Source organism: Shewanella putrefaciens, assembly GCF_016406325.1.
Lineage (GTDB): Bacteria > Pseudomonadota > Gammaproteobacteria > Enterobacterales > Shewanellaceae > Shewanella > Shewanella putrefaciens.
The window spans coordinates 106,576-128,747 of sequence record NZ_CP066370.1 but is presented as its reverse complement, the minus strand read 5'-3'; the positions used below and the strand labels follow the sequence as shown (position 1 = coordinate 128,747).

Sequence of the window (22,172 nt, the reverse complement as noted above, 5' to 3'; positions counted from 1 at the left end):
TTCATAAACTCAGGGCAGTTAACTGGCTCTGACCATTATGAAGATTGCAACATGAAAATTTCAACGCTATCACTTTCTGCCTCAGCCCTATTGCTATTACTCGCGGGATTATTAGCGGCAGTAGTGCTATGGAGCAGCACTCAGAGACAGCAAATTGAGCAACAAACTCATTCACTACAAAACATTCAACAGGATTTCCTTGTCGGTGTCCGCCGCGATCTCGATGGCTATTTAGTCACTGGTAATGCCGGTCAACTTGAGCAAGCCAAAACCAAACTCATCACCATTAAGGATCAGCTCGCGCAGTTAAATCTCGCCACTGTGGGGGCGACAGATAATGAGTTGCAGATAGGCTTAAGCAGCTTCATCCAAGATTTAGAGACTAAGTACCTCGCCGCAGGCAAACTCGCGGGAGATCCTCGGAAATTGCTTGCCCATGCGGAATCAGAAATGATGGGGTACAACCGCCGCCTGAGCCAGTATGCAGATAAAGGAGCAACAATTAATGCCCTTGTCGCCGAGCAATATCTGCAACTTAGCCGTGATTTACCTTCAATTGTGTATGAACTCTCCCAACTTACCGAAGGTTATTTGATCGGGAAAAATCAGAAACTAAAGGGAATTTTGGATAGCACAATAAAAGAGTTGGATACTTGGCGGGAGGCCCTAAATGCTCTGCCATTGATTGGCATATATGAAATTCAAGAAGCCGATGAATTTGCCCTTGGTGGTAGCGAGCCAGAACAAATTGAAATCGGTGAGAATGACCGCAGTGAGCTATTAAGCCTGAGCAATAGGTACAGTAAAGAAGTCGCCAACACCCACCAACAGCTGCAAACCAATCAAGAAATGCAGGAACAGCTTATCCAAGCCATTAGCAAAGTGGAACAACAGCTTATCGCTCTAGGTGATGCCCAAGCCGCAAAAAATCAGCAACTCAAATCTGAGCTACAACTGATCCTCTATACCATGGTGTCCATCATGGCACTATTCGCCATAGGCTATTTAATCCTGCAACAAAATCGCGTTGTGAAACCGCTTAAACGCCTTAATCAAGCCTTTATGAAATTAAGCGAAGCGAACAGTCGTGAGAGATTAGATATCAATAGACGTTGTGAAACAGGGCAAATCGCGGGACACTTTAATCAATTATTACAACGCTTTGAATTGGAAGATGAAACACAACGCCAGCAGATAACTAAAGTTTCACAGTCCTTGCGTCAACTGGTTGCACGGATCAACCAACTCTCTGTGCATACCGAAAATACACAGACGATAGTGACAGAAACTCAAACACAAACTGAACATATCCGCAGCCTCGCCAATGAAGTCAGCCATACCTCAGCCCTCGTGGAAAATAGCGCCGCAGAAACAATGCGCCAAATGCAATCGAGCCAAACTGAAGCTGAAGCGGTACTCAGTGCAACCGAGCAGACTCAAACTGCGGTCGGGCTATGCCATGCCTCCCTCGAAAGTTTAAATACCTCTGTCACTGATGTATCAAAAATCATTGATGTGATTAGTAATATTGCTGAACAAACTAATTTACTCGCCCTTAATGCTGCCATTGAAGCGGCAAGGGCTGGTGAACAAGGCCGCGGTTTTGCCGTCGTCGCCGACGAAGTACGTAATTTAAGCCAACGCACTCAAACATCCTTGAACGAAATCGTGAAGATTCTGCAGCAACTGACCCAATCGAATCATGCGCTCAGTGAGAGTGTCGATGGCATAGCGCAGGCCACCAGCAGCCAAAAACTGCGGGCTCAGAGCCTGTGGCAAGTGGCGCAAACAGTACAAAACCAAGCCAGTGAAATGGCTAATACCGCCAAACAAGGCTCGCTCAACGCCAAAGAGCAAGTCGATTATCTCGATGAATTTGTACGTACTATGGATAATTTAAGGCAACAGGCGCAGACCAGTTCACAACAGAGTGACGTCATCGCCCAAGAAGTACAGCAGAGTGTAGAAGATATTGAGACTAGCCTAGGAATAGCCAATCAAACTAAAGCACCACCCCATTTGCGAGCCGCTTAAATATAAAAAGGGAGCCTAGATTAGACTCCCTTTTGACTCTTTAACCAGTTAAGTATAGAAACTAAGTATAGATACTTAGCTTACAGCGCTGCTAAAACCACTTCGGCTTTACTCACTTCAAATGACTTCGGTGCTTCAACATTTAGCAATGTTACCACGCCATTATCGATGATCATGGCATAACGCTGCGAACGTATACCGCCGAAACCCGCTGTATCCATCTCTAGCCCTAAAGCTTTAGTAAAGCTGGCATCGCCATCGGCTAACATCATTAATTCAGAGGCATTTTGAGCCTCGCCCCACGCTTTCATCACAAAGGCATCGTTTACAGCAACACAGGCAATCAAATCCACGCCCTTAGCTTTAAATTGATCGGCTAATACCACATAGCCAGGTAAATGCGCTTCAGAACACGTTGGAGTAAACGCACCAGGCACGGCAAACAGTACGACTTTTTTCCCCGCGAACAGTTCGGCAACTTTGTGATTTACCGTGCCATCTTTAGTCTGTTGGCTTAACGTACCTGCGGGTAATGCTTGACCTTGAGCAATCATTTGTCTCTTCCTTTAGTTAAAATAGCTTACCCATACTAGCCCTATTTACCTAAGATAAATACCGAGATAAAGAAGGAGTGATTATGTTCGACCTCGACTCATCCGTAGCGCACCACATAAGCCTATGAATAACAGGATATATCCAGAAACAGCGCCACCACTTTCTTCGACAACGATAATGTCTGGCCCCCTGTCTCGATCGCTACTTTCCAGCGGTAGTGCATACAGACCATCTATCTCGTCGGCACTAATGGTTGCAACGATATCGCTGTAACCTACCTCATAAACATCAATTAACACATCGTAGTGATCCGTTGCATAGCCCGTATAAAGCGTCGTCAACACTTCATAATCATCCCGAGTTGAATCGCCATAAATAGTAAATACATCTGTGGTGTAGTACCGCACCCAAGGGCCACCATTACGGCTAAGATAGAGCTCCGCAAATAGATCGGCTCTTTCATTAAGATAACTACCGTAAACATCCACATCAAAAGTCACACTAAATGTTTGATAAAAACCATCATAGTCAAAATCTTCGAACAAACGACTACTGGCATCAAAAATCGAAAAGCTATGGTACACAGGCGAGCGATAGGGATTCTCAGTCTCGGCACTTGAACGGGGGATAGATTGACTCTCATACTGGGCTATCACTTGGTCACGCGTCATAGGTTTTGCGCCAACAAGCTGTACTTTTTTTGTCGTTCCAGCCTTTGACGATAAACTGGGTGCAAGCGATTTAACCACCGCGGCGGCAGCATCTCCTACATTGTTCGCGGGAGCAGCTTGTTGCAGTAACGCTAAGGCTTGCTGCTCCTGAAATGCCGCTTGCTCAGCATCATCGGCTTTTTTAGCAATACCAATACTTGCAGCAGAAAAGGGCGCTATAGGCATTAACGACTCACCATCACGGGATTGCGCATGGACGTTAACAGATCCCAAAAACAGTAAAGTCATTGCTGTTAGCTTAAATAAACTTGTTCTGGATCCTGTTGCCACTATTTGCCTGTTAAGTATGTTCATCTTGAAGACCCCATGGATAATCCGTTCAAATTGGAGACATTAAAGTGCAATGAAAGTGAACATAAGCTGAACATTCGATAGCAAGATGTCGACCACAGCCACAGTAATCACAAAATGCCTAAATGTAGCTAAAAGGTGGCTTACTAATATGTTCAGCCCCAATTCATCTGCCATGGATAACACTGTCTAAACTGAACCCACCTAAATGCCTAGGCATAGGATAAGACTGACTAACTGATATTGAGTTCAGCCCGTTAGCAAAGGAAATTGCCAACGATAATTCCACAGGAATTACGCTAACCAATTGACGGATCTCTATAGTGATGGGGTATGCTTAGTCGACTCGATAGGCTATCTCTGTAGCTCATTAATTTAAGATCGCTGAACATTCGCGGGTAACGAATATGAAACTTGGTATGACATTGGCACTGATCGTCTGCTTATGTGCCTCCTTTGGCAGTATGGCGGCAAATGATAAACGCACCGATCGCAATCAGTCTCGCAACCAAGGCGTGCAGAATGAACAGCGCCGTTTAGCCGTTAATAGTCCAGACCAAGCCGTTGCTATGGCTCAGCGCCAATATCAAGGCAAAATATTGAGCGTACAATCAAGTGGTTCGGGTTATCGCGTCAAAATTCTCGATCCTAATGGTCAAGTGTTTTCAGTATCAGTAGATGCCGCAACGGGCAGAGTATCGAGGAACTAACCATGCGCTTGCTATTAGTCGAGGATGATCTAGAGCTACAAACTAACTTAAAACAGCATCTGCTTGATGCCCATTACAGCATTGATGTTGCAAGCGATGGCGAAGAAGGATTATTTCAAGCACTCGAATGTAACTATGATGCTGCAATTATCGATGTAGGTTTACCTAAACTCGATGGCATCAGTTTAATTCGCAGCGTCCGTCAAAAAGAGCGCGATTTTCCCATCCTTATTTTAACGGCAAGGGACAGTTGGCAAGATAAAGTGGAAGGACTCGATGCTGGGGCAGATGACTACCTCACTAAACCTTTCCATCCCCAAGAGCTGGTTGCGCGACTAAAAGCCTTAATCCGTCGTTCGGCAGGTAAGGCCAGCCCATTGGTTTATAACGGCCCTTTTAGCCTCAACACCAGCAGTTTAGAAATCCGTAAAGGGGATGAATTGATCAACCTTAGCGGCTCTGAGTACAAGCTATTCGAATTTTTAATGCTACATCAGGGTGAAGTGAAATCTAAAACTGTGCTCACTGAACATATTTACGATCAGGATTTTGATCTCGACTCTAATGTCATCGAAGTTTTTATCCGTCGCTTACGTAAAAAACTCGACCCAGATAACCAATACAATCTGATAGAAACCCTTCGGGGACAAGGTTATCGACTCAAAATATTAGCACCAGAATCCAGTGCAGATGAGTAACTCTTCTTTAGCATGGCAAGTGATAAACTCCCTTAAGGCTCGGTTAGTTGCCAGTTCACTACTGTTTATTTTAGTGCTATTACCTTTGATTGGTGTCGGCTTAAATGATGCCTTTACCGAGCAAGTGAAAAGTGCCGCAAAAAATGAACTCAGTGCCTATGTTTACTCAATACTCGCAGTAACAGAAGTGGAAAATACGCAGATCTCCATTCCTGAATTAGTGTTAGAAAATCGCTTTAATCTCATTCAATCAGGGCTCTACGCCATAGCAACCACACAAGATCTCAATGGCAAACAAAGTATTGTATGGCATTCACAATCTTTTATGGGCATCACTCCTCCGGCATATTTTACGATTCCCGACATGGGCAAAAGTACATTTGAGCAAATCAAGCTCGCCGATCTGCCCCATTGGATTTACAGTTTTAGCGTTAGCTTTGCCAGCCAAAATCAGAACGTACCTGTAACCATCCACATCATTAAAGACGAACAAGAATTCCAGCAGCAAATTGACCAATTTAATCAGCAGCTTTGGACTTGGTTGTTGATCCTGATGTTAGTCATGCTGGTATTCCAGTTAAGTTGGTTACTCTGGACGCTACGCCCGCTAGCACGTTTTACCCAAGAGCTGCACGAGGTTGAACAAGGTAAATCAATGCAGTTAAGTAGCCAATACCCCACGGAGTTACAAGCAGTTGCACGCCAACTCAATATTCTGCTCAATACCGAACAAACCCAGCGAAAACGCTATCGTAATGCCTTAGCCGATCTTGCCCATAGCCTAAAAACACCGCTCGCAGTGATCAAAAGCCAAGCTGATTTAAGCGAAGCCTCGAGTGAACAAGTGTCGGTGATAAGCAGAATCATTGGGCACCAACTGAAACGTGCTCAAACGGCAGCAGCAGCCTCCTGGCATTTAGGGATCCGCGTCGATGAGGTGGCGGCTAAGCTATTGCGTACTTTGGCTAAAATTTATCAAGAGCCGCAAATCCATCTCCATTCTGAAATTGCCGAACAAGCAGTATTCAAGGGGGATGACGCTGACCTCACTGAAATGTTGGGCAATTTACTCGACAACGCCTGTAAAGCGGCAAAATCCACTGTTAAATTAACTGTAACGGGTGATGCCTATCAACTGCAGATCTGCATAGAAGATGATGGCCCCGGAATCAGTGAATCATTGAAAAATCAAATATTTGAACGTGGAATTCGAGCAGATTCCTATCGCCAAGGTAATGGTATAGGGCTTGCGATCGTTCGAGATTTAGTCGACAGCTATAATGGCAGAATTTCAGTGTCGCATTCAGAAACCTTAGGTGGGGCCAAATTTAGCGTGAGTTTTGTGCACTCTATTTAATCTATTAGTTTCAAAATGATACATTAAATCCCCTCCTTTAAATTCTCCCTATAAAGCCTTAAAACATTTTCAGCTTATGTTCATATTCAAACGCCTATGATGCCAATAACATCCTCACATAGGATTATTGGAGCGAACCATGAACAGATTACATCGATGGAATTGGCTAGTGTTATCGGCAGTATTATTTGCTCTGCCCTTCACGCCCACAACTCAAGCCGCTGGCGTATCCGTAAGCCAAGGTTCAAGCGCGTCGGTAAGCCAAGCCGAGCTCGAACAAATGTTAGCGCCTATCGCACTGTACCCCGATAGCTTGTTGACGCACATTCTTATCGCCTCGACTTATCCACTCGAAGTCGTACAGGCACAACGCTGGCTAGCACAACGCCCTAAATTATCACTCGACCAGATAATGTCGCAGGCTGAAGACAAGGATTGGGATCCTAGCGTAAAAGCACTATTGGCTTTCCCCGTTGTATTACAAAAAATGAGTGACGATCTCGACTGGACGCAAAGATTAGGTGAAGCATTCCTTGAAGATGAAGGCCAAGTAATGAATGGTATTCAATCTCTTAGACAACAGGCAGATAAAGCCAATAGTCTTGCTAATATGGATAATATGGCCATCACCAGAGCCAATAATCACATCATCATAGAACCCGTAAGGCGGGAAATTGTATACGTCCCCTATTATGATCCTCGCGTGGTGTATGGCACTTGGCGATGGGGTGTGGCTTATCCACCCGTTTACTGGGAGTTTAGTGGTTATGCTGGCTATCCTTACCGTCCAAGCCATAGCCATTTTTACTGGGCACCTGGTATTCATATTTCCTTTAACTACTTTTTCAGTTCCTTCCACTGGCATCGCCATAGAGTGGTAGTGATAGATCACAGGCATTCACATCACTACCGCCCACGGGAAAGATACAGTGTTAGCCACGGTGCACAACCATGGAAACATAAGCCAGAACATAGACGTGGAGTGGTTTATCATAATCCTGTTGTTAAGCAACGCTACTATGCCGATAGCAAGTATCGTGGCCGCGATTCACACTCCAGCGGCAGTGCTCAGCACGCTACCAGCCAATATTCAAAGTCTAACCAAGATTTACGACATAATCGCCAAGACAATAAGGACTGGAATAATAAAGAGACTCACAATTACAACAATCGCGAGCGTGATAACCGCGCTCCAACTTATCAGAATACTAAGGCAGAGTTAAAAGAGCGGCGCTCAGCCAATGCGGAACAAATGCCCGCGACTAAGGGACGTAGTGATCCTGTGCATACTCAAAGGGAGCGCAGTGATGCCCAAGCAAAACAAATGCAGGCCAACAAGAATATACAACAAAAACAATACCAAACTAGGGAGTCACAACCCCGTAATCTTGATCAGCAAAGATCGCAGCCACAACGACAGGAAAACTCACGGGCTATAACACCAAGAGTGGAATCCCCACGCCAAGAGATTAAACGGTCTGAACCACAACGCATGGAACAACCGAGACAATCGGTGCCAAGACAACGTGAGGAAGTTAAAGTGAGGCAGAGTGAACCACGCCAAAACCAGAATATGCAGGCGACTCGCGCTGTAGATCAAAATAAAGGCAGATCGACCCAAAGCCAAGAACGCCGTAATAGAGAGTAATATGAATGGCCAAATTAGTCGGCCATAGCCCTAAGCCTAAAAGCACGATAAAACGTGCTTTTAGGTTAAAACTTTAAGGTTAGCGACTGGCCTTCACCTAAGCCTTGCCATTCGACTGTCAGATCCATAATTTCGTTAAGAATATGATCAAAATCCACTTCGCTAATTTGGGGGAGCGCCAGCTTACGGCTGCTGCTAGCCTGCTCTAACAGATAAATAAACTCGTCGTAGGTCGGCGTATCACCCGGCCACAGCAAGGACTGCAAGGTTTCAACGATAGACTCAACTTGCCATATCTCAGCGTTATTGGTAACAGCACGGGAGGCTTGATTATGCTCAAGTGTAAAACTGATATTTGCACCGGCTTTCACCTGTGAAAAAAAGGCCCCTTGGATCTGTAGCCGTTTTTCAACCACATAGTGAATCATATCGTGGGGTGCAATCCCCTGCTCAGGCATTTTAGTTTCTGTCGCACTGCCATCCATACGCACACAACGTAACTGACCATAACGCTGAGTTCCTTTAGTGAAGATAACTTGCATATAACCATCCTTAGCACATTAACGAGCACAAACTTATATGCTCAAGTATAGCCTATGGTTAGGTAGCGCCAACCAAGGCTATAAGTTACGCTGAATAAAACGGAAACATTCTTCGGCTGGCAAGGGTTTACTGAAATAATATCCCTGCACTAAATCACACCCCATACTCGATAACAAAACGAGTTGTGCTTCATTTTCGACACCCTCAGCAACAACCGTTAGCCCTAATTCATGTGACATAGAAATAGTCGCAGCACTAATGGCTGCATCGTTAGGGTCGGTCTCAATATCCTTTACAAAGGAACGGTCAAGTTTGAGCCTGTCTAGGGGTAAAAGTTTTAAATAAGATAAAGAAGAATAACCTGTACCAAAGTCATCGATAGCCAGCTCAATACCATGTTGGCGCAGTTCCGCCAATAAACGTGCATTTTGCTCAGGGTATTGCATAGCAACACTTTCGGTGATTTCTAACTCTAACGCCCCCTTACCAAGTTGATGCTTAAGCAAAACATTGGTGATATCGGCAACAATCGTGTCTTTCCGCAATTGGTGTGCCGATAAATTTACCGCCATTCTAAGTCTTGTCGCTCCCGCGGCACGCCAAGCGGCTAGTTGTGCCATCGCCGTTTCAAGTACCCATTGGCCGATAGGAATAATCATGTCAATTTCTTCTGCTATCGAAATAAAGCGATCTGGTGAGATAAGACCAAACTCGGGATGCTGCCAACGCACTAGGGCTTCAACACTCACCACTTGTCCTGTACGAATATCGATTTGTGGCTGGTAATGTAATTGCAGTTCTTCATTTGCCAGTACTTGCCTTAATCCCGTTTCAATATGTTGACGTTCGGTAATCAAGGTATTCATTGCCGCTGTAAAGAATTGATAGTTATTGCGTCCAGCCGCTTTTGCGCGGTACATCGCCATATCCGCATTTTTCATTAACGCTTCGACAGTATTGCCATCAGTCGGAAATAGGCTAATGCCAATACTGGGAGAAGAGTGCAAAGAATTATTGTCAATGATATAGGTTTGGCTAAGGCCACTACGCAGTGCTTCAGCTAAACTCGCCACTTCATCGTGGTTGGTATCGGACAATACCACTACAAATTCATCCCCACCTAAGCGCGCAACAATGTCATTATTATCAACAATATTTTTTAATCTCCGCGCCACTTCAAGCAATAATTGGTCACCCACATGATGTCCTAGGGTGTCATTAATATTTTTAAAATGATCCATATCGATAAACATGACCGCTATTTGGCTTTGTGAGGCCAATGCTTCGCCGAAGACAATTTCAAGACTCGACTGTAAACTCAGGCGGTTAGGCAACAATGTTAGGGAATCATGGTGAGCGAGAAAGTGGATCCGTTCCTCACTCATTTTCCGTTCACTAATATCGGTAAAACTCCCAATGTAATGACTAACTGCGCCTGATTCATCACGCACGACGGACATCATCAACCATTTGGGGAAATCGTAACCGTCTTTATGTCTATCCCATACCTCGCCCTGCCAGAATCCCGTTTGTTCGAGGGCTGCACGGACTTGAGGATCGATACTTTTATCCGTACGTTTAGCCTCTAAAAAGCGGCAGTTTTTACCAATAATGTCCTCTCGTGAATAACCCGTGATCTGGGAAAACGCGGTGTTCACATCCACAATAATGTCATTGGCATCTATAATCGTGATGCCCTCACCGCTCTGCTGGAATACCTGCGCGAGCAGATTCACTCTAGCAACAGTACGTTCCTGCTCGGTAATATCCTCCACAATAAAAAGCACAAGTTGTTCACCATTGGCACCTGTAACCAAAGCACCATTGAGGCGAACTGCCACTGATTGCCCGTTCTTGTGTAGATAATGTTTCTGATAAGGGCCATAACGGCGAGTTTGCTTTAAGCGTTCTAATTGCTCAGCTTCACTTAATTGATAGCGCTTGGGGGTTAACTCCCAAGGATCGAGTTGATTAAGTTCATCGAGTGAGTAACCCGTAATATCGGTAAAGGCTTGGTTAATGGCGACAAATCGACCATTGTCCACTTGTTTCAGCACATGCCCCACAGGGGCTTTATCAAACAAGTTTCGATATCGCTGCTCACTTTCAACTAAGGTGGCTTGGAAAGCCTGACTACGTGCTATCTCTTTAGACAGCGCCATGGTTTTTTCTTGCACTTTTTCTGCAATCCGATGGTGCTCACCGGAATACACTAAGGTCAAACCTCCGATAACTGCACAGGTTGTAAAGGCAAGGAGCAACATCAGCAACGACAAACTAAAGGTATCGCCCATTAGCATCGTATAGGACTGGTAAAGCACTATGTGCCAATGGCGATCGGCAAACATTAGATTAGCTTGAAAAAAATGCCCATTCTTATCGCTAAATATATAGTCCGAAAATATTGGGAAATCTTTGTTTGTATTTGAGTAGAGCAAAGACCCGCCCGCACTCATATCAATAAGCTTCCACTGCAATCCCTGTACTTGCTCAACTTCATTGATGATCTGTTGTAAGTCGATAACGGCTGTACAAAAACCCGCTATTTCTCCTAAGCGATCAAACACTGGTGCAAATAACAAAGTACCGCTAGGACCTGTGAAATCCGGCGCTAATTGGACTTTAGCCGTCATTACAGGGGCTTGGGTGGTTCTGACTTTTGCAATCGCAGCAGCCCGAATAGGCTCGCTATTTAGATCCATTCCCAACACGGCTTCATGGTTGGCGAGTGGCTGTATATACATAACAGGCACTAACCAACCATCGGTATTAACTTGCCAATTTTGTGGACGCTTCACATTATAAGCACCAGAGATCGCCGCACTTGCCGCAATCTCAAAGCTTTCCTGTTCTGTTGCGGCAACAAGAGGTGCCCATACCCACGCATGGACACCATCCGTGGGTAACAACGTACGCTTACCAAACTGTATAAACTCGTCGACAGAAACTTGCTCGCTATTATCAAACAAACTGGCTAATGCAATAATTCGCTGCAAATTGGCATCTTGAAAACCTTCAATACGGCTGATGATCGCATTCGATTGGATCTCAAATTTATCCTGTAATTGCTGCCTTTGATTCATATCGGAATAGCTATAAATCCCTACGCAACATAAAAATCCCACAAACATCGGTATCCCCGTTTGGATACGACGGGATCGCCAAATATCCCGTTTGTCGAACACTAACATAGTCAATGGGATAAAAATGATCGCACCGAGTAAGTCTCCCATCCACCAATTAACAAGGCTTTCGAGAAAGTCAGACTGTGGGATAGTGCCACTGATAACTAAAGCAAGGTTGCCACAAACCGTTGCGACTATGCAGGTTAACGCGAGACCCAGACAGGATTTGATAACAGTATGAGGACTATCTAAGGTGACAAGATGATCGATTCGACTCATCATTTTGGCGGCTAATATTGCTTGAATGCTGGAACCCATAGCGATAACAACGGGTAGCCAACTCCAGTGAACAAATCCTCCCATATTGGCATTAATGAGAAAAGATCCAATAAAAACCCCAATCCAAGGAGTGTACTCTTTCCATAAAATACAAGCGGCAATGGCTATCCCTGCCGCAGGCCAAATTGCCGCCGAATATCCAGGCGGTAAGGCAATCATTAAACCTATTTTCCCTACAACGACATAGGCTAAGGTTATGAGAAAATTAACCCTAAGAGAGTGAGTAAACGATTTGATATTCAATCCCTTTATGCTGATATGCATACTGTTCTATTGTGCATCATGCCCTATTAACCAAATCAACCTCAAGCTAGCACTGCTCCGATGATTTCAGACTCGCTATAATTTTTTGGCGCATGGCATAACAGTGTAGCACTGTCATGCTGATGGATAAGTCACTTCACCACAACCAACGAATGCCTAATGTCACACTTTCGCGCATTTTTGAGACCTTAACAGGTTTATATTTGGTTAATTATTAACATAAAATGTTTCAAGTTGGTTTTAATTAAGGTTTTTTTAATATAAATGTCGCCTTAGATAGGTGATCTACTTTCATTCACTCGTCGCTTCTTGGTATCCTCCCGTCGCATAAAAAAGTTGCATGCTGAATATTTTTTGTTCTGCCAACTGACTCTTTTTCCCGTTCAACCGGACTCATTAATTGAAATTAGCTCTTAGCCAATTTATTGCTGAAAGATTGAATCTGATGATCAGGTTCACCAACTTTAGCATGACAAACCTTATCCTGTTTTTTGGGGTATTGTTTGTTCTGCCTATCGTTGATCTTTTATCAATATTGATTGGTGGTTATGTCGATATAGGCGAACTGCTAGTATTCAGTGATAGCTTTTTAGCCGAGTTTATCGGCGCCAGTTTGCTCGGCCTGTTATTACTCCATCCCCTCGTTATTCTGCAGTTATGGCATTTAATCGACTGCTGCTTCAAATTTTTCAATCATCTTGATTTAACTAACACTTCACGCCTTTTAGCACCCCCAAGGCTAAAATCCCTCGAACATACTGCCCACGGTTGTCGTGCTCCGCCATTTTAACCCTCTGTTTTTAAACTCAAATTAAGCATTAAGCGCTGAAAGCGGATCTTCGATTTGCCTCGGGATGGCGGCATATTTTTGTGTCATGCCTCTTGGGTCTCAGGATTTACGCTCAGATAACGCCGCTTAGTGCGACTGCCGATTAACGCTTGGCAGCGTTGTAAACCTTAGGGTTAGAGGAATCTTCCTTTGTTAATTCGAAAATTAAGTAAAGCAGCAATCGCGGCAGTAGCACTCATGCTCGCGGGTTGTGATGGCGGTGTGTTGGACCCTAAGGGCCAAATCGGTATCGATGAAAAACACCTGATTATCGTCGCCACCCTACTCATGCTCATTGTCGTTATCCCTGTGATTGCCATGACATTGTACTTCGCGTGGAAATACCGCGATGGCCGTGATCAGGAAATCTATGCGCCTAAATGGGCACACTCAACGGCGATTGAAACCGTAGTGTGGATAGTGCCGATTGTGATCGTGATAGTGCTAGGTGTGATCACTTGGGGTTCGACCCATGATCTTGACCCCTATAAACCTTTAGAACATGAAGCGAAACCCGTCACGGTTGAAGTGGTGTCGCTGGACTGGAAATGGTTATTCATTTACCCAGAACAAGGCGTGGCATCGGTCAATGAGTTGGCGTTCCCAGCCAATGTGCCGGTGAACTTTAAGATCACCTCTGACACTGCGATGAACTCCTTTTTCATCCCTCAGTTAGGCAGCCAGATTTATTCTATGGCGGGCATGACCACTAAGTTGCATTTGATCGCTAACGAGCCCGGCACCTTCGACGGTATCTCAGCTAACTACAGCGGCGCCGGATTTGCGGGCATGAAGTTTAAAGCGATTGCCACCCAGACACCTGCCGACTTCGATGCATGGGTTGCCAAGTTAAAACAACAGGGCAAGACATTGGACTCAGCGGCCTACGCCACACTGGCTAAACCGAGTGAATACCATCCGGTTGAATACTTTGGCTCAGTCAGCAAAGGGATGTTTGACCAAATCGTGATGCAATACATGCACATGGACTCACATGAGGGCATGAAAGGTCACGAAGGAATGCAACACATGGGTGCCGACCACAACATGGCTGGCATGCACCACGATATGGCGCATATGGCAAGCGAACAGGCTATGCCAAACGCACAGAAAATGGCCGACACGGCAAGCTCAACCCATTCTGACACTTCATCTACAGAGCACTCATCCACTCATAAAGTGGAGGCGGAGTAATCATGTCATTTCTCGGTAAATTAAGCTTAGATGCGATTCCGTATCACGAGCCCATCATCATGGTGACCCTAGCGGTCGTCGCAGTGGTAGGTTTGTATATCACAGCCTTGATCACTAAACACAAAAAATGGAGCCTACTCTGGAATAATTGGTTAACCTCAGTTGACCATAAACGCCTCGGTATCATGTACATAGTGTTGGCTTTAGTGATGCTCATTCGTGGCTTCTCCGATGCCATTATGATGCGTACCCAGCAAGCACTCGCCACCAACGGCGCAGCAGGTTATCTGCCGCCTGAACATTACGACCAGATCTTCACCGCCCACGGCGTGATCATGATTATCTTTATGGCGATGCCATTTATGATAGGTCTAATGAACTTAGTAGTGCCGCTGCAGATTGGCGCACGCGACGTTGCCTTCCCCTTCTTGAATAACCTCAGCTTCTGGCTGACCGCCTCTGGCGCTGTGCTGATCAATATTTCATTGGGTTTAGGTGAATTTGCTAAGACAGGCTGGGTGGCGTATCCACCACTCTCAGAGCTGGCTTACAGTCCGGGGGTTGGGGTCGATTACTATATCTGGGCACTGCAGATTTCGGGCATAGGGACGACCTTAACCGGGGTGAACTTTATCGCCACCGTACTGAAGATGCGTGCCCCAGGCATGAAGCTGATGCAAATGCCAATCTTCACTTGGACTTGTACTTGGGCGAACATTTTGATCGTCGCGTCATTCCCTATCTTAACCGCCGTGTTAGCCATGTTAACGCTCGACCGTTATATGGATTTCCACTTTTTCACCAATGACGGTGGCGGTAACGCCATGATGTATATCAACCTATTTTGGGCGTGGGGACATCCTGAAGTTTACATCCTGATTTTGCCTGCTTTTGGTATTTTCTCCGAGGTGATCTCAACCTTTACGGCTAAGCGTTTGTTCGGTTACACCTCTATGGTGTGGGCGAGCGGTGCGATTTCAATTTTAGGTTTCATCGTTTGGTTACATCACTTCTTCACTATGGGCTCAAGTGCCAACGTCAACGCCTTCTTCGGGGTGATGACTATGGTGATTGCCGTTCCAACCGGGGTGAAACTGTTTAACTGGTTGTTCACTATCTACCGTGGCCGCCTAAGGTTAACGGTACCTGTGTTATGGACGCTAGGCTTTATGGTGACTTTCACCATAGGCGGTATGACAGGTGTGTTACTAGCCTTACCGGGTGCCGATTACGTTCTACATAACAGTTTGTTTTTAATCGCGCATTTCCATAACACTATTATTGGTGGTGCTGTATTTGGTTACTTAGCAGGCTTTGCTTACTGGTTCCCTAAAGCGACAGGTTTCCACTTGAATGAACGTTTAGGTAAAGCGTCATTCTGGTGTTGGCAAATCGGTTTCTATGTAGCCTTTATGCCGCTGTACGTATTGGGCTTTATGGGTATGACGCGCCGAATTAGCCATACGGATAACCCAGCATGGAACCTGTGGATCTACTTAGCCGCTGTGGGCGCTTGCATCATCATGGTCGGTATCATTCTGCAGTTTATCCAACTGTATGTGAGTATCCGTGACCGCGACCAAAACCGCGACACCACAGGCGATCCATGGAATGGTCATACTTTAGAGTGGTCAACCGCTTCTCCACCGCAGTTCTATAACTTCGCTAAGCTGCCACAGGTTGCTGATATTGATGCCTTTACCGATGCGAAAGAAAAAGGCGTGGCTTATCAACGTCAAAAACACTACCAAGCTATCCATATGCCGAAAAATACCCCAAGCGGTATCTTAATGGCGCTGGGGATCACTGCCGCTGGTTTTGCCGCTATTTGGCACATCCTGTGGTTAGCCATTGTGGGCTTAGTGGGCACGTTTATCGTGTTCTTATTCCGTGCCTATAACAATGACGTCGACTATTACGTGCAACCCGATGAAGTGGCTCGCATTGAAAATGCCCACTTAAACAATGTAGTAAGGGGCTGATATGAGTATTGCAATCCCAGCAGATTTAGAAGTAGCTCACGCAGAAGATCACCACGAGCACCATGATACGAGTGGCAACACTCTGTTTGGCTTTTGGATTTACCTGATGACCGACTGCATTTTGTTTGCCTCGGTTTTCGCAACCTATGCTGTGCTCTACATGAACACGGACGGTGGCGTTTCGGGTAAAGACATTTTCGAATTGGACTTTGTGCTGATTGAAACTGCCGCCCTGCTCGTTAGTAGTATTACCTATGGCATGGCGCTGATTTTTGCTAAGCGCCACAACAAAGCCGCGACCTTGGCTTGGTTACTCGTCACCTTCGCCCTCGGATGTGTGTTTATCGGGATGGAAGTCTATGAATTCCATCACCTGATTGAACACGGCAATGGCCCACAACGTAGCGCTTTCCTGTCGTCCTTCTTCACCCTTGTCGGTATGCATGGTTTGCACGTAACCGCAGGTCTGATTTGGATGGCGATCATGATGATTGAAGTGGCGAAAACCGGTTTAGGCAACCGCAGCATCACTCGCCTGAGCTGCTTAAGCTTGTTTTGGCATTTCCTCGACATCGTATGGATTTGTGTATTCACAGTCGTGTATTTATTAGGAGCACTTTAATGAGCGCACATAGTCATACTGATAAGCCTAGCCATGGCACTGACGATCTGGCCGCGAGCATTAAGTCATATCTAATGGGCTTTGTGCTGTCAGTGGTATTAACCGCCATTCCGTTTTGGGCGGTAATGACCCATCACTTCGAGAAAGCGACCACCCTTAGCTTAGTGCTAGTGATGGCGATAGTGCAGATAGTGGTACATCTTAAGTACTTCTTGCACTTAGATTTCTCGAAAGAAGGCAAAGTAAATACCTTCTCCTTCCTGTTTACCGCCCTGATTATTGTCATGGTAGTCGGCCTGTCGGTATGGATCATACTCGAAGCCAACGCTTTGATGATGTAACGAGAAACAGTCTATGCAAATACAAGACAGATTTATGTCACCGCAATGGAAAGCTCGCTTCAAAGGGTATGTGCAGGTTACTAAGCCTGGCATCATTTTCGGGAATCTGATTTCCGTTGCTGGCGGTTTTTTATTAGCCGCCAAAGGCGACGTAAATCTGGTCTTGATGCTGGCGAGCTTAGTGGGATTGTCCTTGGTTGTAGCCTCGGGCTGCGCTGTCAATAACTGTATTGACCGTGATATCGACGCCAAGATGCAGCGAACCTGCAAACGCGTGACCGTCACGGGCGAAATTGCCGTGGGTAACGTACTCGCGTTTGGACTCGCCTTAGGCGTGTTGGGCTTTAGCATCTTAGCCTTGTTTACCAATGCATTAGCCCTGCTATTTGCCGTTATTGGTTACATTGTTTATGTGGGAGTTTATAGCCTCTACATGAAACGTAACTCAGTGTATGGCACTTTGGTTGGCAGCTTCTCGGGCGCAGTACCGCCCGTAGTTGGCTATTGCAGCGTGACAGGGCAAATGGACATGGGCGCGGCTATTTTGCTGTTGATGTTCAGTCTATGGCAGATGCCACATTCCTATGCCATCGCGATTTTCCGTTTTAATGACTATGCGGCCGCCAATATTCCAGTGCTGCCGGTTGCAGAAGGCATGACCAAGGCAAAACTGCATATCGTGCTGTATATTGCCGTGTTCGCCTTAGTCAGTGCACTGTTGCCACTCGCGGGTTACACAGGTATCGCCTTTATGGCGGTCACCTGCGCCACCAGCCTGTGGTGGCTTGCCATGGCATTAAAAGGTTATCGCCACGGCGTCGATATCCAACGCTGGGCTCGCCAAGTGTTTGGTTTTTCAATTATCACTATCATGGCGCTTAGCATAACCATGGCGCTGGATTCTCAAGTGATAAAGGAGCAAGCCATAGGTCAAACAAACCTATTCACCTTAGTAAAGTAGCCCAGTAAAGTCGTACTCATAAAAATGATTGGTGAGGCTAACTCTTACCATAAATCTTAATGTTAGCTAATTGCAAATGGGTAAAAATGAGGGCTGGTGGTCAACCTTAGGTGACCACCAGTTTGCAGCAAGTAAACCTTAGAAACGATAGTTAAAACTAACAGTTACATTTCTAGGGGTACCATAGTGATATATGCTGTATGAAAGTCCAGAAGCTGACATATAGGCATAGTATTTTTCATCCAGCAGGTTTTCGAGGTTCAGTTGCAGATCCATATTTTCCGCTAGATTATAACGAGCCATCAGGTTAACAAGCGAATATGCCTCCTGCTCAATGACAACGCCACCGCTCTGCGAGTAACTGTCGCTCTGCCAGTTAACACCACCACCCACGGTCAACTCAGGTAAATGGTCAACAAACTGATAGGTAGTAAAGAGTTTAAACTGTTTACGAGGGCTCGTGGTCTCCACTTTACTGCCTTCGGCATCTTCAGCGGTGAATTGAGAATAGCCAGCCGAAATATTCCAGCCATCAATAAATTCACCCACAACTTCTAACTCAAAGCCAGTACTTTCAGTACCTTGAGCAGCCTTGTAATTAGTCACTGGTTTGCCGTCAATGGTGACAGTTCCATCTGGCGTTGCCAGATTGTCCTGATCAATTTTGAACAGCGCTACTGTAGTATGTAGACGATCGTCCAAATAAGCGCTCTTCAAACCCACTTCATAGGCTTTGCCTTTTAAGGGATCTATATATTCTCCGTAGGCATTAGTCACATTCTGCGGATTAAATATTTCAGTATAACTGGCGTAAACCCGATGCTCTTCGTTAATGTCATACAGTGCGCCAACATAAGGTACAAATACACCATCATCACCAAAATTAGTGCTAGTACCATAGCTGACCCCTTCACGATTCCAGCTAGAAATACGACCACCAGCAATGATTTTAAAATCATCTGTAATCGTCAGCCGAGTTGCCGCGTAGAAACCTTTCTGTTCAGTATCCATATTTAACTGACGATTAGCGTTCGTTGACCACTGCGGCTCATCGAAGGTGTTACTGCGCCAATCATAAAAGTTTTCAACCACCTTTGAGTCCCAACCCGTCATGTCTTCACGGATAGGCTCATAGGTATCAGCATAGGATTTCTGTTTGCTGTACAAAGCCCCTGCCACAAATTGATGCTCACGGTTAAAGAGCTGGTAATCCCCTTTCAATTGGAAATCAAAATTATCGGAGTTACTTTCACCATGGCTGTGATAACGCTGACCAGTTAATCCTGCACCGGTTTCTTTATCCAGCAAACCGGACATATAGATCATTTTGGTGGTAGTTTCGTATTCCATGCGATTATAGTTCGCCACCAATTGCCAACCATTACTGAAATAATGATTCAAATTAGCAAAATAGTTGATGTTGGTGGTTTCCCAACGACTCCAGTCTGCGGCCGTTGTGGCAGAAACATCCCAATCTGTCGCAGAACCATCGCTGAACATTGCGGGTAAGGCGCCCCACATCGCTCCTTTGGGGTTATTGTTATTGTAACTACCGCCGACGCGCAGCATAGTGTTTTCAGTGATGTCTGAATCCACTACACCATAAAGAATGGTCTTACGATCTTGATAAAGATCCTGATAGGAATCGCTATTGACATATTTAGCCACCATACGACCACGCACACTGCCACTGTCGTTAAGGCCATTGGAAACATCCGCAGTAACTTGTTTTTTATCCCAGCTACCCGTAGCAACATCGACATAGCCCTTAAGTTCAGCACTATCGGCATGCTTTCGTACGAGGTTAATAGACGCGGAAGGATCTCCTGCACCCGTCAATAATCCTGTGGCACCACGAACGACTTCAACGCGTTCATATAAGGAAATATCAGATACTGTCTCACCCGCATCACCGCCTAAACTCCAAGACAATGGCACACCGTCTATCTGGTAATTCTGCACCTCAAAACCACGAGCCATAAAACCATTTCGGACGTTATCTGTTTTAGAGGAAGATAAACCTACGGTATTGTTAACAACATCGACAACGGTATTGAGTGCCTGATCTTGAATCCGCTCAGCCGTCATAATGCTGACAGACTGCGGAGTTTCCTGCAGTGACAGCCCCAAACCTGTGGCAGTGTCAATGGTTCTACTGACGGTATATTTACCCATCACAGTAATTTTTTCGATATTCTGATCTTTTGTTTCTGTAGAAGATTGCTCCTCAGCCAAAACGGACAGAGGATTTAACGCCAAAGTAATAGCTGTAGCGAGAGGAAGTAGATTGAAGCGCATAGTCATTTCAGTAGTGTCTTTAGGATACGCATACGGTAACACTATTACGAATAGTTTTCATTTGTATTTTATGTGATATAGATAACAAACCTGCCACGATTCAGTAGCCGTTAAAGCATGATGGGAGATATTAAGGATTGAAGATTCATTTAGGATAAATAAGAACAAGGGATCCGTGAGGTATCCACAATCATTTATCGCTAAAAAACCCAAAAGATGACGATTAATATCTCATCGCCATCCATTGTCATTCAAAAACCAAATGACCAGAGTGCGGGAATGAGGCTCACCAGAGTTATCCCGGCCAGCAGTCGCTCGCGACCACTGAGCCGCTGATGGTCTCCAAGCTGTCGGCGACTGTAGAGAAACAGCAGCAGGCCCGGCCCGTAGAGCAGCAAGGAGAGCAGCAGGTATTCCACACCGGCGGCATAGAGCAGCCAGAGGCCATAACCGCTCGACACCAGTGCCACTGTCCGCATCAGGCCATTGCCCTCACCACTCAAGGAAAGCTTGAGCAGGAACAGGCCGATCAGCAGATAGGGCACCAGTATCATGGAGGTGGAGATGAGCAGCAGGTTGGTATACCCCTTGCCGAGCAGCCACACCAGCAGCAGGCAGCCCTGCACCGTCAGGCTGGTGAGCCACAGCGACGCTATGGGGGTGCCGTTGCGATTCTGGCGTCGGAAGATGGCTGGGAAGGCACCGTAGCGGGCAGCGCTGTAGGGCACCTCGGCCGAGAACAGGGTCCAGCTCACGTAAGAAGCGAGTACAGAGACGATGAGGCCGACACTGATCAGCACCTTGCCCCAGGAGCCTGTCATCTGGGCCATCAGCCCCGCCATGGAGGGATTGGGCAGGGCAGCGAGCTCGGGGCGACTCAATATCCCCAGCGCCAGTACCGAGATGAGCACATAAAGCAGCAACGCCAGCACTACCCCGAGCACTGTGGCCGTGCCCACGTCCCGCTTGTTCCTCGCACGGGCCGACAAGACGGCTGCCCCTTCGATGCCGGTAAAGACCCAGAGGGTGATCAACATGGTGTTGCGCACCTGCTCGGAGACCGGCACAGCAAGCGTGCTGCCCCCCTGATCCGCCGCAAAGGTCACAGGGTCAAACCAGTAGCAGGCGAACAGGATGAACAGCAGCAGCGGCAGGCTCTTGGCCAGGGTTGCCACCAGATTGAACAGAGCGGCCTGTTGCACGCCACGGGCCACCAGCAGATGCACGGCCCAGAGGATGCAGGACTCGCCGATAAAGGCCGCCAGGGTATTGCCATCGCCAAACCAAATCTGTTCAGGGGTATCGACGAAGCTGCCAAGGGCGGCGAACGCGATCACCAGGTAACCCACCACACCTATGGTGGCGCACAGCCAGTAGCCCCAGGCGGAGAAAAAACCCACCAGATCGCCAAAACCTGCGCGGGCATAGCTGTAAATGCCGCCATCGAGATCCGGTCTTAGCCGCGACAGGTAGAGAAAACTCGCGGCGAGTGCCAGTATACCTACCCCGGTCACGCCCCAGCCGATCAGCACGGCGCGGGCACCGGCCACCTCGGCCATGTTCTGGGGCAAGCTGAAGATGCCCGCCCCCACCATGGAGCTGAACACCAGCGCAGTGAGGGACCAGAGGCCTATTTTGCTCTCTTTCATG

General features: G+C 46.4%; 17 protein-coding genes. 11 read left to right on the top strand and 6 right to left on the bottom strand.

Annotated elements, in window-relative coordinates; translation table 11 throughout:
• Positions 1–51 precede the first annotated feature (51 nt).
• Complete coding sequence (locus tag JEZ96_RS00550) at positions 52–2,034, top strand: methyl-accepting chemotaxis protein (protein WP_011920252.1); 1,983 nt, start codon at positions 52–54, stop codon at positions 2,032–2,034.
• Positions 2,035–2,114: 80 nt separating this feature from the next.
• Here the strand turns inward: JEZ96_RS00550 and JEZ96_RS00545 are convergent, their stop codons facing one another.
• Together JEZ96_RS00545 and JEZ96_RS00540 are read right to left on the bottom strand one after the other, a co-directional pair.
• Entirely contained in the window at positions 2,115–2,588 is a 474-nt protein-coding gene (locus tag JEZ96_RS00545; RefSeq protein ID WP_025008329.1) for a peroxiredoxin, read from the bottom strand.
• Between the two features lie 81 nt (positions 2,589–2,669).
• On the bottom strand, positions 2,670–3,614 hold the full coding sequence (locus tag JEZ96_RS00540) for a choice-of-anchor H family protein (RefSeq protein WP_198779837.1): 945 nt from the start codon (positions 3,612–3,614) through the stop codon (positions 2,670–2,672).
• 404 nt (positions 3,615–4,018) lie between these two features.
• Between JEZ96_RS00540 and JEZ96_RS00535 the strand changes: the two genes are divergently transcribed.
• The 4 genes from JEZ96_RS00535 to JEZ96_RS00520 all read left to right on the top strand — a co-directional run bounded on the left by JEZ96_RS00535 (position 4,019) and on the right by JEZ96_RS00520 (position 8,024).
• Complete coding sequence (locus JEZ96_RS00535; RefSeq protein ID WP_011787522.1) at positions 4,019–4,321, top strand: PepSY domain-containing protein; 303 nt, start codon at positions 4,019–4,021, stop codon at positions 4,319–4,321.
• Between the two features lie 2 nt (positions 4,322–4,323).
• A complete protein-coding gene (locus JEZ96_RS00530; RefSeq protein WP_014609565.1) occupies positions 4,324–5,019 on the top strand; it encodes a response regulator transcription factor in 696 nt (231 codons plus the stop codon).
• Positions 5,012–6,376: an ATP-binding protein gene (locus JEZ96_RS00525; RefSeq protein ID WP_014609564.1), complete on the top strand. Its 1,365-nt coding sequence runs from the start codon at positions 5,012–5,014 to the stop codon at positions 6,374–6,376. The genes JEZ96_RS00530 and JEZ96_RS00525 overlap by 8 nt, the downstream gene beginning before the upstream one ends.
• Positions 6,377–6,515: 139 nt before the next feature.
• A complete protein-coding gene (locus JEZ96_RS00520) occupies positions 6,516–8,024 on the top strand; it encodes a DUF3300 domain-containing protein (protein ID WP_061782924.1) in 1,509 nt (502 codons plus the stop codon).
• 65 nt (positions 8,025–8,089) lie between these two features.
• Here the strand turns inward: JEZ96_RS00520 and JEZ96_RS00515 are convergent, their stop codons facing one another.
• Together JEZ96_RS00515 and JEZ96_RS00510 are read right to left on the bottom strand one after the other, a co-directional pair.
• Complete coding sequence (locus tag JEZ96_RS00515; protein WP_025008328.1) at positions 8,090–8,566, bottom strand: hypothetical protein; 477 nt, start codon at positions 8,564–8,566, stop codon at positions 8,090–8,092.
• Positions 8,567–8,644: 78 nt separating this feature from the next.
• Positions 8,645–12,295: an EAL domain-containing protein gene (locus JEZ96_RS00510; RefSeq protein ID WP_128090204.1), complete on the bottom strand. Its 3,651-nt coding sequence runs from the start codon at positions 12,293–12,295 to the stop codon at positions 8,645–8,647.
• Between the two features lie 400 nt (positions 12,296–12,695).
• On the opposite strand from JEZ96_RS00510, the gene JEZ96_RS00505 reads away from it, so the two are divergent.
• The 6 genes from JEZ96_RS00505 (at position 12,696) to cyoE (ending at position 18,224) form a co-directional block, all read left to right on the top strand.
• Positions 12,696–13,085: a hypothetical protein gene (locus JEZ96_RS00505; protein ID WP_025008326.1), complete on the top strand. Its 390-nt coding sequence runs from the start codon at positions 12,696–12,698 to the stop codon at positions 13,083–13,085.
• A gap of 189 nt (positions 13,086–13,274) precedes the next feature.
• Positions 13,275–14,318 (top strand): ubiquinol oxidase subunit II, encoded by a 1,044-nt coding sequence (cyoA, locus tag JEZ96_RS00500; RefSeq protein WP_025008325.1) that lies wholly within the window; start codon positions 13,275–13,277, stop codon positions 14,316–14,318.
• A 2-nt stretch (positions 14,319–14,320) separates the two neighbouring features.
• The gene (gene cyoB / locus JEZ96_RS00495) at positions 14,321–16,300 is read left to right on the top strand and encodes a cytochrome o ubiquinol oxidase subunit I (protein WP_128090205.1); all 1,980 of its coding nucleotides are present in this window, start codon (positions 14,321–14,323) and stop codon (positions 16,298–16,300) included.
• 1 nt (position 16,301) lies between these two features.
• Positions 16,302–16,922, top strand: coding sequence for a cytochrome o ubiquinol oxidase subunit III (gene cyoC, locus JEZ96_RS00490; protein ID WP_006079490.1), 621 nt, complete (start codon positions 16,302–16,304; stop codon positions 16,920–16,922).
• Entirely contained in the window at positions 16,922–17,263 is a 342-nt protein-coding gene (gene cyoD / locus JEZ96_RS00485) for a cytochrome o ubiquinol oxidase subunit IV (RefSeq protein ID WP_011787512.1), read from the top strand. Before cyoC ends, cyoD begins: the two co-directional genes overlap by 1 nt.
• Positions 17,264–17,276: 13 nt before the next feature.
• On the top strand, positions 17,277–18,224 hold the full coding sequence (gene cyoE / locus JEZ96_RS00480) for a heme o synthase (protein ID WP_025008324.1): 948 nt from the start codon (positions 17,277–17,279) through the stop codon (positions 18,222–18,224).
• Between the two features lie 138 nt (positions 18,225–18,362).
• Here cyoE and JEZ96_RS00475 read toward each other — a convergent pair whose 3' ends face one another.
• Both JEZ96_RS00475 and JEZ96_RS00470 read right to left on the bottom strand, forming a co-directional pair.
• Positions 18,363–20,522, bottom strand: a complete 2,160-nt coding sequence (locus JEZ96_RS00475) for a TonB-dependent siderophore receptor (protein ID WP_061782935.1) — start codon at positions 20,520–20,522, stop codon at positions 18,363–18,365.
• Positions 20,523–20,773: 251 nt separating this feature from the next.
• Positions 20,774–22,171 carry a basic amino acid/polyamine antiporter gene (locus tag JEZ96_RS00470; RefSeq protein WP_025008322.1) on the bottom strand — a complete coding sequence of 466 codons (1,398 nt, stop codon included), beginning with the start codon at positions 22,169–22,171 and terminating at the stop codon, positions 20,774–20,776.
• Position 22,172 lies beyond the last annotated feature (1 nt).